7 protein-coding genes are annotated in these 14333 nt (G+C 70.7%); 4 read left to right on the forward strand and 3 right to left on the reverse strand.

What is annotated here, in order from left to right; genetic code table 11:
- Positions 1-181: 181 nt before the first annotated feature.
- The gene (locus POL72_RS07075; RefSeq protein WP_272094258.1) at positions 182-6208 is read left to right on the forward strand and encodes a sensor histidine kinase; all 6027 of its coding nucleotides are present in this window, start codon (positions 182-184) and stop codon (positions 6206-6208) included.
- Positions 6209-6425: 217 nt separating this feature from the next.
- Here the strand turns inward: POL72_RS07075 and POL72_RS07080 are convergent, their stop codons facing one another.
- From POL72_RS07080 to POL72_RS07090, 3 genes are all read right to left on the reverse strand, one after another.
- The gene (locus POL72_RS07080) at positions 6426-7496 is read right to left on the reverse strand and encodes a type IV pilus twitching motility protein PilT (protein ID WP_272094259.1); all 1071 of its coding nucleotides are present in this window, start codon (positions 7494-7496) and stop codon (positions 6426-6428) included.
- A 1-nt stretch (position 7497) separates the two neighbouring features.
- Positions 7498-9345: a type IV pilus twitching motility protein PilT gene (locus tag POL72_RS07085; protein ID WP_272094260.1), complete on the reverse strand. Its 1848-nt coding sequence runs from the start codon at positions 9343-9345 to the stop codon at positions 7498-7500.
- A 206-nt stretch (positions 9346-9551) separates the two neighbouring features.
- Positions 9552-10067 carry a hypothetical protein gene (locus POL72_RS07090; RefSeq protein ID WP_272094261.1) on the reverse strand — a complete coding sequence of 172 codons (516 nt, stop codon included), beginning with the start codon at positions 10065-10067 and terminating at the stop codon, positions 9552-9554.
- Positions 10068-11044: 977 nt separating this feature from the next.
- Here POL72_RS07090 and POL72_RS07095 point away from each other — a divergent pair.
- The 3 genes from POL72_RS07095 (at position 11045) to ilvD (ending at position 14267) form a co-directional block, all read left to right on the forward strand.
- Complete coding sequence (locus tag POL72_RS07095) at positions 11045-11788, forward strand: class I SAM-dependent methyltransferase (protein ID WP_272094262.1); 744 nt, start codon at positions 11045-11047, stop codon at positions 11786-11788.
- A gap of 100 nt (positions 11789-11888) precedes the next feature.
- Complete coding sequence (locus POL72_RS07100; RefSeq protein ID WP_272094263.1) at positions 11889-12125, forward strand: hypothetical protein; 237 nt, start codon at positions 11889-11891, stop codon at positions 12123-12125.
- Between the two features lie 225 nt (positions 12126-12350).
- The gene (gene ilvD, locus POL72_RS07105; protein WP_272094264.1) at positions 12351-14267 is read left to right on the forward strand and encodes a dihydroxy-acid dehydratase; all 1917 of its coding nucleotides are present in this window, start codon (positions 12351-12353) and stop codon (positions 14265-14267) included.
- Positions 14268-14333 lie beyond the last annotated feature (66 nt).

The raw sequence follows: 14333 nt of genomic DNA on the forward strand, positions 1-14333 counted from the left end.
TGGAGCAGGACCATCGAACCCGTGCAGGCTGCGCTGGGCCGCCCCGTGGCTTCGCTGCGGAGAGCGCTCGATGGCTCTCTGCGCAGGGTCGGTCCGTGGAGCGCCGGGATGATCACAGCCCCGAGCGGCGGCGGACTGGGCAGCACGCCCGGCGCGGCCTGGTCGCCGCCGGTCGAACGACATGCCCGCGCCCGACCGCTATACCGTGACGGAGATCCTCCGCGAGGGGACCAGGTTCGTCGTCCATCGCGGCCTCCGGAACGAGGACGGTTGTCCGGTCGTGCTCAAGATCCCCCGGGCAGAGCCCCTCGACGGCCGGGACGCGGCGCGGCTGCGCCACGAGCTCACGATCGGGCGGAGGCTCAACGGTCGATCCGCGATCAGGCCCTATGAGCTCACCACGTACCGGAACCGGCCGGCGCTCGTCCTGGAGGACTTCAGGGGTCGCTCGCTCGATCGGGAGCTCGGGGCGCCGATGGAGCTCGAACGTTTCTTGACGATCGCCCGCAGCATTTCGATGGCCCTCGCGGACATCCACGCAAAGGGGGTCGTCCACAAGGACATCAAGCCGCAGAACATCCTCGTCGATTCCAGGTCAGGCGAGGTGAAGATCGCTAACTTCGATCTCGCTTCCCTCCTCCCGGAGGACCAGGCCGACGCGCGGATTCCGAGCGTCATCGAGGGGACCCTCGCCTACATGTCGCCCGAGCAGACAGGGCGCATGGGCCGCGCGGTCGATCACCGCACCGATCTCTACGCGCTCGGCGTCACGCTCTACGAGATGCTCACCGGCGTCCTGCCCTTCTCGGCCAGCGACGCCCTGGAGTGGGTCCACCGCCACACCGCTGTCCTCCCCCGGCCTCCCTCGGAGCTCGTCCCGGGTCTCCCGTCGCCCGTGTCCGATCTCGTCATGAAGCTCCTGGCCAAGGCCCCCGAGGATCGGTACCAGAGCGCGCGCGGCCTCACGCTCGATCTCGAGCGATGTCTCGAGGGGCTCACGACGCGCGCGCGCATCGACCCATTCCCGCTGGGAGAGCACGATTTCTCTGGTCTCTTCCAGATCCCGAAGAAGCTCTACGGCCGCGAGCGCGAGCTCCGCGCCCTCGTCGCCGCCTTCGAGCGCGTGGCGCGGCTCGGAGCCCCCGAGTTTCTCCTCATCTCCGGCGACGCCGGCGTCGGCAAGACGTCGCTGGTACAGGAGCTCTACCGGAAGGCGGTCCGGGAACGGGGCCTCTTCGCCGCGGGCAAATTCGACCAGCAACGCCGACACGTGCCCTACGCCACGATCGTCCAGGCGCTCCGCGAGCTCGTCCGCGAGCTCCTGAGCGGAAGCGAGCCTGTCGTGGACGCGTGGCGGAGGCGGCTCTCCGCGGCCCTCGGCAAGAACGCGCAGCTCATCATCGATGTCCTCCCGGAGGTGGAGCTCATCCTCGGCGAGCAGCCGCCCGTCCCCGAGCTGCCGCTGACCGAGACAGAGAACCGGTTCGCGATGGTGTTCCGGCACTTCGTCGGCGCCTTCTGCCGCGAGGAGCGCCCACTCTGCCTCTTCCTCGACGACCTCCAGTGGGCAGACCCGGCGAGCCTCGCGCTCCTCGAGCAGCTCGTCACCCACCCCGAGACGCAGCGCCTGCTCGCCATCGGCGCCTACCGTGCTGACGAGGTGACCCCGCTCCACCCGCTGACGCGCATGCTCGAGCGCGCGCGCGGCGCCGGCACCAGGCTCCTCAAGGTCGAGCTCTCTCGGCTGTCCGAGGGGGATGTGCGGCGGCTCGTCGCCGATACGGTCCATACGAGCGGAAAGCACGCCGCCCCGCTCGCGCGCCTCGTCCATGAGAAGACCGCCGGCAATCCGTTCTTCGCCACCCAGTTCTTGACCATGCTCCACAAAGAGGGCCTGCTCGATGTCGATCTGCGCGCAGGCGCCTTCAGGTGGGATATCGACGCGATCCGCGGCAAGGGCCTCGCCGAGAACGTGGTCGATCTCATGATCGCGAAGATCAAGCGCCTCTCCCCGCCCGCCCAGAAGGCGCTCACGCTGGCCGCCTGCGTAGGGAATACCGTCGATGCCGGCACCCTCGCCGTCATCCGCGATCGGTCCGAGGACGCCATTCACGAGGACCACCGGGAGCTCGTGCGCGAGGGGCTGCTCCTCAGGTCCGGCGACACGTACCGGTTCCTCCACGACCGTGTCCAGCAGGCGGCTCACGCGCTCATTCCGGAGGCGGAGCTGGGGGCGGTGCACCTCTGCATCGGGCGGCTGCTCGCCGCCCACGCGCCTCCCGACGCGGCCGAGGCGCGCGTCTTCGAGATCGCCGGCCACCTCAACCTGGGCGCCGCCCTCGTGACCGACCGGCACGAGAAGGACCGGATCGCCAGGCTCAACCTGGTGGCGGGACGGCGAGCCAAGGCCTCTGCAGCCTACGCAGCCGCGGCCAGCTACCTCGCGGCGGGCATCGCGCTGCTCGGGGACGACGCCTGGGACAAGGAGCGCGCGCTCGCGCTCGACCTCCACTGCGAGAGCGCGCGCTGCGCGTTCCTGATCGGCGACTTCACCGCCTCAGAACGGCTCGTCGACGTGCTCATGCAGCGCGCCCGGAGCCGGATCGAGCTCTCGGAGGTCCACGACATCGAGATCGTCCTCCACACGACCCGGGGCGATTTCGAGCGAGCAGCGCGGAGCGCCCTCTCCTGTGTGCGCCGCTTCGACGTCGACATCCCGCTCCACCCGACGCGCGACGCGGTGGAGCGCGCGGCGCGCGAGGTCTGGAGCGAGGTGTGCGACCGCCGCATCGAGCAGCTCGCCAGCCTGCCGCGCACGGTCGATCCGGACATGCTGGCCGTGATGACCACCCTGTCGACCGCCCTCCCGTCAGCCTATTTCTCGGATCCGCACCTCTACAGCCTCATCGCGTGCCGCATCGTCCAGCTCAGCCTCCGCGCGGGCAACTCGGACGCTTCTCCGCCTGGATACGTCGCGTTCGGCGGAACCATCGGCCGCGTCCTCGGCTTTTACAGGGAGAGCTACCGCTTCGGCGAGCTCGCCCGCGCGCTGCTGGAGACCAGCGGCCGGGCCGGGAACCGGGCGCAGATCCTCCATATGATCAGCACCTTCATCGACCCCTGGATCCGCCCCTGGCAGGACGTGGTCGGCCTCTTCTACAAGGCATTTGACGAGGCCGTCGAGACCGGCGCGCTGCTCTACGCGTCGTATTGCTCGTTTCAGGGCGTGACGCTGCGCCTCGCCGCGGGCGATCCGCTGGCGGACGTCGCCGCCGAGGCCGAGCGCCACATGGACGTCGCGCGCCGGGCCCGGTACGACGTCGTCCACGAGTCCTTGGCCGTCGTGCATCGGTTCGTGGAGCGCTTGCGCGGGCGCGATCCGGGCTGGGCGAGCGAGCGCGCCGATGACATCGAGGGACCGCCGCGCGGGGCGGCCGAGCGGATCACGCGCTTCCACGGGCGCCTCTACGCCGCCCAAGCGGCGCTCCTGTTCGGTCGCCATGGCGAAGCCGTGGCCGCGTCGCGCGCGGCGGGCGAGCTGCTGGGTACCATGACAGACCAGTTCCACGTCAGCACGCAAGCCTACGTCGCCGCGCTCGCGCTCTCGTGTCATGCCCGCGCCCTGCCAGAGGAGCAGCGAAGAGAGCTCCTCCCCGCCCTGAGGGCGCACGAGGCGGATCTCCGCCGCTGGGCCGAGGTCCAGCCCGCGAACCAGGCGGACCGCCACGCGCTCGTGTCGGCCGAGATCGCGCGCATCGTGGGCGACGAGCTCTCCGCGATGCGCCTCTACGAGCAGGCCATCCGGGCCGCGCGCGCGAGCGGCTTCGTCCATGGCGAGGCGCTGGGCCAGGAGCTCGCCGCCGCCTTCTACCGCGATCGCGGCTTCGACCTGATCGCCGATGCCTACCTCCGCGCGGCCCGCTGCAGCTACGCCCGCTGGGGCGCGGACGGGAAGGTGAAGCAGCTCGACAGCCTCTTTCCGCACCTCGCGGCGCGCCCGCTCGCCGCGACGAGCACGGTCACGATGCCGGCCGAGGAGCTCGATCGGCTGGCGATCGTGAGGGCGTCTCAGAGCCTCTCGGGCGAGATCCTGATACCGCGGCTCGAAGAAGCGCTGCTCAGGGTCGTCCTTGCGCACGCGGGCGCGCAGAAGGGCTACCTGCTGGAGGCTCGCCGCGGCGCCGCGTGGATCCGGGCGAGGGCGAGGATCGAGGGAGGAAAGCCGTTCGTGGAGTCGCTCGCCGGCGAGGCGCGCGCGCCCGCGTCCTCGGCCGCGCTGCCGCTGTCGATCGTCAATTACGTCGTCCGGACGGGCGAGCCGGTTCTCCTCGACGACGCGGCGGAGACGCGGTTCTCGGCGGACGAGTACATCGCGCTGGCCCGGCCGAGATCGGTCCTGTGCATGCCGATCGCGCGGCGCCCCGGGGTCGACGCGATCCTCTACCTGGAGAACGCCGCGATGCGCGGCGCGTTCACCCAGGACACGCTCGCGGTGCTCGAGCTCCTCTCGTCGCAGGCCGCCATCTCGCTCCAGAACGCGTCGCTCTACGCAGCGCTGCAGAAGAGCGAGGAGATGCTCCAGTGCATCATCGATAGCTCACCGGCCGCCATCTACGTCAAGGACCTGGAAGGCCGCCTGCTCCTGGTCAACCGGCGGTACGAGCAGTTTGTTCGTCTGTCGAGATCGCAGGTGATCGGCAAGAGAGATCACGAGCTCTTCCCGCCGGAGATGGCGGACGCGTTCGCCGCGTACGACCGCAAGGTGATCGAGGCGGACAGCCCGCTCGACCTGGAAGAGGTCATGCTCGTGGACGACGAGCCGCGCACGTACCTGTCCCTCAAGTTCACCCTGCACGACGCCGCCGGAGCGGTCTATGCCGTCTGCGGCATCTCGACGGACATCACCGAGCGCAAGCGGGCGGAGATGGCCGAGCGCTTCCTGGCGGAGGCGAGCAGGCGGCTCGCGGCCGATCTCGGCTACGAGGCGACGCTGGACGCGATCGCGGAGGTCGCGGTGCCCGAGCTCGCCGAGGGCGCCGCGCTCTACGTGCTCGACGACGCGGGCGCGCTCCAGCCGGCGGCCGTCGCGGCGGACTCCCAGGCCAAGGCCGCCCGCCTGCGCGAGCTCGCCGCGCCCGCCGGCGACCCCGCGGCGCCCCCGTGCGCGCCCGGGGATCCCCACCGTGTCCTCGGCGTGGATCGTGCCGAGCTCTGCCGCGTGAGCGACGGCCTGATGCGGCGCTGGGCCGCGGGCGCGGCGCGCCCCGAGGCGCTCTTCGAGCTCGCGCCCGCGGCGTACATGAACGCGCCGCTCGTGACGCGCGGCCGCTGTCTCGGCGTGCTCTCGCTGATGCGGACCGCAGCGACGCCGCGTTATACCGGGGCCGACGCGCCGCTCGTCGAGGAGCTCGCGCGCAGGGGCGCGATGGCGCTCGACAACGCGCGTCTTTACCGCGAGGCGCAGCAGGCCGTCCAGATCCGCGAGGAGTTCCTCGCCGTCGCGTCCCACGAGCTTCGCACGCCGCTCACGCCGCTCAGGCTGAAGCTCTCGCTGATGCAGAAGAAGCTCGCGACCGAGATCGTGAACCCCTCGCTCGAGCGCATGGTCGCGGTGAGCCTCGGGCAGGTCGAGCGGATCGAGCGGCTCATCGAGAGCCTCCTCGACGTGAACCAGATTGCACGCCATGAGCTCGACCTCGATCTCGCGGAGGTCGACCTCTCCGCGCTGACCCGCGACGTCGTGAGCGAGCTCCGCGAGCCCTTGTCGCGGGCGGGCTGCCGGATCGAGATCGCGGCGGGGCGCCCGGTGCTGGGCCGCTTCGACCGGGTCCGCGTCGCGCGGGTCCTGAGGAGCCTGCTCGACAACGCGATCAAGTTCGGAAGGGGCGGGACCATCGAGGTGACCGTCGCCGAGCGCGGCGACACGGCGCGGATCGTCGTGCGCGATCACGGACCCGGCATCGCGCCGGAGGCCATGGAGCGCATCTTCGAGCGGTTCGAGCGGGCGGTCTCGTCGAGGTCCTACGGCGGGCTCGGACTCGGGCTGTACATCGCGAACGAGATCGTCCGGGCGCACGGGGGCACGATCCAGGTGTCGAGCGAGAAGGGCAAGGGCGCCTGCTTCACCGTGGATCTGCCGCGGAACGGCGCCACGCCATCTGCCTCGGGAGGCCCACGCCCACGGACGAGCGGAGGTGTCGCGTCCTAGCGAGACAGCGCGCCAGGACGCCTATAGCGGGGTGCAGATTCGTGCGCTACGGGCTCATCCGCGTCGTTCGGCTCGCTGCGGCGTACTTTCGTACGCCTCACTCGCCTGCCTAGCGGCTGAGCCCGTAGCGCACGAATCTGCACCCCGCTATAGAGGACGGCAACGAGCGAGTCCCTCTCCCCTCCTCCTCCTGGCGTCTCCGCGGCTCGATTCTGCGTCACGGCCCCTGCGGGTCGGGGAAGAGCTTCTGGAAGCTGTCCTTGTCGATCGCCTTCTCCAGCGCCGCCTGGACCGAGATGGTGTCCTTCTTGACGAGCCGCTCCAGCGCCATGTCCATCGTCTGCATGCCGGCGGAGCGGCCTGCCTGCATCAGGTTCGTGATCTGGAACGTCTTGCCCTCGCGGATCATCGAGGACAGCGCGCTCGATCCGACGAGGATCTCGTGCGCGGCGACGCGGCCCGTGCCGTCCTTCGTGCGGAGCAGCTGCTGGGCGATGATCGCGGCGAGGCTCTCGGCGAGCATGCCGCGGACCTGGAGCTGCTCGTCGGCGGGAAACGCGTTGATGATGCGGTCGATCGTCGCGGCGGCGCTGTTCGTGTGGACGGTGCCGAAGACGAGGACACCGAAGCTCGCGAGCTGCAAGGCGAGCTTCATGGTCTCGTTGGTCCGGAGCTCGCCGATCAGGATCACGTCGGCGTCCTCGCGCCCGGCGCTGCGGATCGCGCTCGCGAAGCTGCCCGCGTCGGGGCCGACCTCGCGATGCGTGATGTGGGCCTTGATGGGGCTGTGCACGAACTCGACCGGATCCTCGATCGTGAGGACATGGCAGGCGCGCGAGCGGTTGATGTGATCGATCATCGCCGCGAGCGTCGTGGACTTGCCGGAGCCGGTCGGCCCCGTGATCAAGATGAGCCCGCTCGTCCGCTCGGACAGCCGGCGGATGATCTCGGGGCAGCCGAGATCGTCGAGCGAGAGGATCTTGCTCGGGATGGTGCGGAAGACGGCCGCGAGCCCGGTGGTCTTGTAGAAGTAGTTCGCGCGAAAGCGGGCCTTGTCCGCGTAGGAATAGGCGAAGTCGAGATCGAGCTCGTCGACGATCCGCCGCGTCTCCTCGGGGGTCGTGATCTCGAAGAGGAGCGCCTCCATCTCGGCGGCGTCGAGGGGCGTGTCGCGCAGGGCGAGGAGCTCGCCGCGGGCGCGCACGAGCGGCGGATAGCCGATGCCGAGGTGCAGGTCGCTGCCCTTCCTGGAGAGCAGCTCGTCGAAGAGGCGGTCGATCCGGGCCACGTTACGCTCCCTTCTTCCCGAAGAGCGCGCCCGCGCGCTCGAAGAGGCCCTTGCCCGCCTCGATGGGCGCGGACCTCGACGCGTCGGGCGGCGGGGCGGGCGGCCTCCTGTCCGGCGTGAGCATGGGCTGCCGCCTCCCGGCGAGGACGGCCTCGAGCTCCTCGGGGGCCTCCGCCACCTTGAGCGCGGCCTCGAGCGTGGTCTTGCCGGCGCGGACGAGCTCGGCCAGCGAGTCGTCCAGGCGGATGATCCCGAGGCCCTTCCCCCGCTGCTGGAGGCTCGGTATCTGGAACGTCTTGGAGTCGCGGATGAGGTTCCAGAGCGGGACGGAGCCGGGCAGGACCTCGGCGGCGGCGACCATGCGCTTGCCGCCCTCGCTCGGCAGGAGCCGCTGGCTGACGATGAGCCGGAGGCCGCCCGCGAGGGTGACGCGCACCTGCTGCTGATCGCCGGGCGGGAAGAGGTCTATCAGCCGATCGATGGTCTTCGCCGCGCTCGGGGTGTTCATGGTGCCGAGGACGAGGTGGCCAGTCTCGCTCGCGGCCAGCGCCATGCGGACCGTCGCCGTGTCCCTGAGCTCGCCGACGACGATGACGTCGGGATCCTCGCGCAGCGAGGCCTTGAGGGCGTTCTCGAAGGAGCGGGTGTGCGTGCCGACCTCGCGCTGGCTGATCATCGCCTTGCCGCGCGCGTGGACGAACTCGACGGGATCCTCGACCGTGATGATGTGATGGCTGGTCTCGCGGTTCAGGATATCGATGATCGCGGTGAGCGTCGTGGTCTTGCCGTGGCCCGTCGGCCCGGTGATCACGATGAGGCCCTGGTGGTGGCGGGTGGCGAGCCCGATGGCGTCGGGCAGGCCGAGCGACGCGAGGGTCGGGATGCTGCGCGCTATCAGCCGGAACGAGCCCTTGTACCCCTGCCGGTGGCGCGAGATGTTCACCCGGAAGCGGCCGAGCGCGCCGAGCTCGAGGGCGAAGTCGCACGAGCCCTCTGCGTCGAGCACCGGCGAGAGGCGCGCCGGGACGCGCGGCAAGAGGAGGGACTCGACGGCCGCCGGGTCGAGCGGCTCGCCGTGGGGCATGAGCTCGCCCGCCACCCGCAGGAGCGGCGGGCGGCCGGCGACGAGGTGGAGATCGCTCGCGCCCTGATCGCGCGCCATGGCGAGCAGCCCATCGAGGGCGGTCGACGGCACCTCGGCGGAGGAGGGCCGAGCGCGCCCGCCCGCCGCGACCGCGCGCGCGGCTGCGCGGGGCTCCGGGGACGGTGATGACGGGCGGGCGGCCGGCGCGGCGCGCTCGGCGGCCGGCGCATCGTCGGCGCGCGCCTCGAAGCGGGCCACCGAGGGCCGGCTGACGCGAGGCTCTGCAGGCGGCGGCGGGGAGCGGAGGTCGAGCGCGACCTCCGAGGAGCTCGTGCGCTTCGCGTCCGCCTCGCGCGGCGGAGGGCGCTGCCCCTCCTCGGGCGCGAGGTGCTCCCGCATGGAGAACTGCTGCGAGGGGCGGGCGGGAGGCGCGGCGGCGGCCGCGGTCCCCGACGCGGCGGACGACTGCATCCGCGTCATGCGGGCGTGCACGAGGTCCCCCTGGCGCGCGGCCACGACGGAGATGGCGCCGATGCCCTCGATGCGGATGTGCCACTGCGACGGCTTCGCGCCGAGGGCCTCGACGTGGCGGCCGCCGCCGAGCGCGCTGAGGAGCATGAGGATGTCCTCCGTGGAGAGGGCGCCGGGATCGACGGCCTGGAAGGCGCCCGAGACCTTGACGCTGGGCATGCGCCCGGTCGCCACGGCGAACTCCGTCACCTCGGGGCGGTTCAGTTGCGAGAGCCAGGATCGAAGGGCGTTCATCGTCGTCGCTCGTCTCCGCAAGCCGACTCTATCAACGATGAGGCGCCGCGTTTCAAAATGTCGTGCGACGGCGGCGACATTCGGCGGCGGCGACCCGCGCCGCGCGGGCCCGCGCCGACTCCCTCCCACCGCCACCGCTCGCGGCGACCGCGCCGGTCCTCCTCGGAGCGGTGCGACCCGGCTCACGCCCGCGGCGCGACGCCGAGCTACTGGATCGCGAGCTTGAGCCTGGCGCCCTTCACGAAGTGGCTCGGCGTCTTGCCCTTCTCGCCGGGAGGCGCCTGCTGCTCCGAGTCGATGGTGAGCTGCATGTTGCCGGTCGACTCGATCTTCTTCATGGTCACCCTGGCGATCTCGACCCATTTCGAGGATCTCGGTCCGCCGGGGTCCTCGACCTTGCGGAAGAGCACCGCCTTGGTCCCCGCGACGACCGGCTTCTCGGTCGTGGAGACGAGCGGCAGCAGGGTCGCGACCTTCCCCGTGCGCGAGACCAGCCTGCCGTAGACCTCGACGGAGTAGCTCTCCCACTCGCCCGCGCTGGAGGCCGAGGCGGGCTCTGCCGTAGGCGCGCTCTCCGCGCCGGCAGCCGCCGGCGCAGCCTGCCGCGGCGTGGCGGGGTGCTCTGCCGAGGCCGCGGTCGGCGTGGCGGAGAGGAGCGCGGCCGCGCCCGCGGCGACGAGCGATCGCGAGCACCTGGAGAGCCAATCACCAACCGTCTTCATGCACCACGCTCCTTCGCTACTTCGAAGCGATCCCACGACCCGCGCGAACTACGCAGGTTCGCAAACACCGCAGTTACAAAACTTCTCATCGTGACGCAGACTGGCACCCTCCGCAACTCATTTCTCGATCTCGACGGGGTTTGCGATCATGAACCATCGGCCACACGCTCATCTACATTCACATTCACATTCACATCCACATCCGTCATCATCGCGGGTGTCCCCGGCGCGGCCCGCATCAACGGCGCCCAGCCGCGGCTGCTCCCGCGCGCCGCGCAGCTTCACCTTCATCGTCCATCGTCGGCGGCTCATCGGCTTCGTCCGTGTCGTCAGCTTCTCGCCGCCCTGGGCGTCTGGCGCGCCTCGCTCAGATTCCGGTGCTGGCCGCCTCGGCGAGAGGCCGACCGGGCTCCGGCTGCGCGGCGCACACAGGCGTGCGGCGCGGCTCGCCTGAGCTCACCTGGTCATCTGGCTTGCCTGTCGTTTTGGCTCGCCCGTCGTTCCGGCTGCCTGGTTGCCCGGCCTGACCGCCTGCCTGGGCTCTCCGGCTCGCCTCGCTGGTTCTCCGACAGGTCCATCAGCGCGCTTCGCGAGGCGCGCTCTCGAAGAGCGAAACACCCACGCGAGCGACAGGCTGGCTCGGTCCAAGCCCGCCGTGCCTCATTCTCACCTGTCCGACCAAACCAGCTGCGCACAGCAGCGCGACCTCTCCCTCTCCAACCTCGCTCCGGGAACCTTCCCGGTGCCTTCCAACACCGCCGACCCGAAAATCGATGTCGGAGTAAGAGTCGCGTTTCAACCAAGATATCATGTCTTCGTCAAAGCAGAGCAGAAATTTTCGGACGCAATCGATTCTGGTGCGCCCCCGTGCGCGTATGTGTGACGCGCGCCGGCGCAGGGCGCACGCCCGAGCGTCCATGTGTGCCGGCGCCGGCGGGCCCTGCGGCTGGTAGGATGGCCGTGGAGGAACAGAGCCCATGCCCACGGTCGCCGCTCACTACGACACGCTCCTCGCCGAGCACTATTCGAGGATGTTCGGAGATTACGACGCCAAGGTCGCCGAGCAGCGGGCGCTGTTCGAGCGGCTCGGCCTGCGCTCCGAAGGCCCGTCCGGGGGCTCACCCGAGGCCATCGACCTCGGGTGCGGCTCCGGCTTTCAGTCCATCGCGCTGGCGCAGCTCGGGTTCAGGGTGACGGCCGTGGACACCTCGGACAGGCTCCTCGCCGAGCTCGACGCGCGCCGCGGGCCGCTCGCCGTCGAGATCGTGAGAGGGGATCTCCTGGACGCGCTGGAGCGCTCGGGGCCCCCCTGCGCGCTCGCCGTGTGCATGGGCGACACGCTCCCCCACCTCGGCAGCAAGTCGGACGTGGAGCGGATGTTCGCCGGCTGCGCCCGGCGACTCGCGCCCGGCGGCCATCTCGTGCTCACGTTCCGCGACCTCACCCGCGAGCTCGAAGGGGTCGACCGGTTCATCCCAGTACACGACTCGGCAGATGTGATCATGACATGTTTCCTCGAGTACGAACCCGAGACCGTCAAGGTGCACGATCTCGTTCACACCCGCAGCCGAGACGACGGCCGGTGGACGCTGTCAGCGAGCTTTTATCGCAAGCTGCGCCTCTCCCCCGATTGGGTCTGCGACAGGCTCGACGCGGCAGGACTCCGCGTCATCCATCGCGAGATCACGCGCGGCCTCGTCACCCTCGCCGCGCGCTCCTGAGCTGAGGTGGGCCGGGATACGAACACCCATTCAAATACCTCCTGTGGAGGTTGATGATGCGGCCGACGCGGCGCTAACTTGATATGGGAGGATCAGACCCATGTCCGAGAGAGCGAGTCAGACAGGCACGAACGACGCGGGGCAAGCTGCGGTCGTCAACCGGCCGTCGCGGGATGAGGTCCAGGACCTGCGGCGAGAACGAGACGAGGCGCGCGAGCTCCTGGCCACGCTGGTCGTGGCGCTCAAGCGCGCGACGTTCCGGCACGGCACCTACATCGACGGGCTCGGCGCCGCGATGGTCGCCGTGGATCGGTGGTCCAAGCCACGAGGCCGATGACCGGAGGGCCGGCACCGGGCTGCGGTGACGCCCGGAGTCGCGAGCCAAAGCCCCGAGAGACCTGGTGAGCGCGCCGCCTTGGCCGCTCGAACGACCTCGCCGCTCGTGGACGCAGCGCACGCAGCGCGCGGCGGGCGCGGCGGGCGCGGCGGGCGCGGTGGTCCCACGAGCGCCGGCCCCGCCTGCCGGCTAGGCGCGAGGGCCGGAACGGAGTAGGTTCCCGGCATGGCCGGATACCGCAGTCGTACATCCACCCAGGGGCGCAACATGGCAGGGGCGCGCGCGTTGTGGCGCGCCACCGGCATGAAGGACGCGGACTTCGAGAAGCCGATCGTCGCCATCGCCAACAGCTTCACGCAGTTCGTTCCGGGGCACGTCCACCTCCACGACGTCGGGCAGCGGGCGAAGAAGGTCATCGACGCCGCGGGCGGGTGGGGCGTCGAGTTCAACACCATCGCCATCGACGACGGCATCGCGATGGGCCACGCCGGCATGCTGTACTCGCTGCCGAGCCGGGAGCTCATCGCCGACAGCGTCGAGTACATGGTGAACGCGCACTGCGCCGACGCGCTGCTGTGCATCTCGAACTGCGACAAGATCACGCCCGGCATGCTCCTCGCCGCCATGCGGCTCAACATCCCGACCGTCTTCGTGTCGGGCGGCCCCATGGAGGCGGGCAAGCTCGTCGGGACGCACGACCGCGACGGCAAGCCCCTCATCCGGAAGCTCGACCTCATCGATCCGATGATCGCCGCGAGCGACGACAAGGTGACCGACGCGGATCTCGCCGCGATGGAGCGGTCCGCGTGCCCGACCTGCGGCTCGTGCTCCGGCATGTTCACGGCCAACAGCATGAACTGCCTCAACGAGGCGCTCGGCCTCGCGCTGCCCGGCAACGGCACGCTGCTCGCGACGCACGCGGCGCGCTGGGAGCTCTTCGAGGCGGCGGCGAAGCGCGTCGTCGCGCTCGCGCAGCGGCACTACGTCGACGGCGACGCCTCGGTGCTGCCGCGGAGCATCGCGACGTTCGAGGCGTTCGAGAACGCGATGGCGCTCGACATCGCGATGGGCGGCTCGACGAACACGGTGCTCCACATCCTGGCGGTCGCCCGCGAGGCGCAGGTGGACTTCAAGATGGCGGACATCGACCGGATGTCGCGCAAGGTGCCCAACATCTGCAAGGTCGCGCCGTCGTCGCATCACCACGTCGAGGACGTGCACCGCGCGGGCGGCGTGCTGACGATCCTCGGCGAGCTCGATCGCGCTGGGCTCATCCACCGGCAGGTGGGCACGGTCCACACGGGCACGCTGGGCGAGGCCATCGACGAGAACGACATCCGCCGCCCCACGGCGACGGCCGCCGCGAAGAAGCGCTCGCTCGCCGCGCCGGGCGGCGTGCCGACCACGGTCGCGTTCTCGCAAGACAAGTACTTCGCCGACACCGACGATGACGCCCAGAAGGGCTGCATCCGCGACGTCGATCACGCGTACAGCCGCGAGGGCGGGCTCGCCGTGCTCTACGGCAACATCGCGGTGGACGGCTGCATCGTGAAGACCGCCGGCGTCGATCCCGAGATCTGGAAGTTCGAGGGGCCCGCGCGGGTGTTCCACTCGCAGGAGGCGGCGTGCGACGCGATCTGGGACAACCAGATCCGCTCGGGCGACGTGGTCGTGATCGTCTACGAGGGGCCGAAGGGCGGCCCCGGCATGCAGGAGATGCTCTATCCGACGTCGTTCCTGAAGGGGAAGGGGCTCGGGAAGGCGTGCGCCCTCATCACCGACGGCCGGTTCAGCGGCGGGACGTCGGGCCTGAGCATCGGGCACGTCTCGCCGGAAGCGGCCGAGGGCGGGACCATCGGGCTCATCGAGGAGGGCGACCGCATCCGGATCGACATCCCCGCCCGGACGATCGATGTCCTCGTCAGCGAGGCGGAGCTCGATCGCCGCCGCGGCGCCGCCGAGGCGCGCGGCGCCGATGCGTTCAGGCCGAACCGCGATCGGAAGGTCTCCCCTGCCCTGCGGGCTTACGCGCTGATGGCCACGAGCGCCGCCAACGGCGCTGTCCGCGACGTCGGCCAGATCGAGCCGGGCCGGCGCGCCGGGGACGGCGCGGCCGCGAGCGGCTCCGGGCAGCGCAAGTAACGGAGCTCCAGGCGCCGTCCAGCCGCCGTGCCGCGCTGGCGAGGCGCGAACGGGGCCACAGCGCAC

It is taken from the genome of Sorangium aterium (genome assembly GCF_028368935.1).
Lineage (GTDB): Bacteria > Myxococcota_A > Polyangia > Polyangiales > Polyangiaceae > Sorangium > Sorangium atrum.

Bases quoted from the DNA above. Each gene is read 5' to 3' on its own strand.
- POL72_RS07075 (WP_272094258.1), top strand. From the start codon at position 182: ATGCCCGCGCCCGACCGCTATACCGTGACGGAGATCCTCCGCGAGGGG.
- POL72_RS07085 (WP_272094260.1), bottom strand. From the start codon at position 9,345: ATGAACGCCCTTCGATCCTGGCTCTCGCAACTGAACCGCCCCGAGGTG.
- POL72_RS07090 (WP_272094261.1), bottom strand. From the start codon at position 10,067: ATGAAGACGGTTGGTGATTGGCTCTCCAGGTGCTCGCGATCGCTCGTC.
- POL72_RS07095 (WP_272094262.1), top strand. From the start codon at position 11,045: ATGCCCACGGTCGCCGCTCACTACGACACGCTCCTCGCCGAGCACTAT.
- POL72_RS07100 (WP_272094263.1), top strand. From the start codon at position 11,889: ATGTCCGAGAGAGCGAGTCAGACAGGCACGAACGACGCGGGGCAAGCT.
- ilvD (WP_272094264.1), top strand. From the start codon at position 12,351: ATGGCCGGATACCGCAGTCGTACATCCACCCAGGGGCGCAACATGGCA.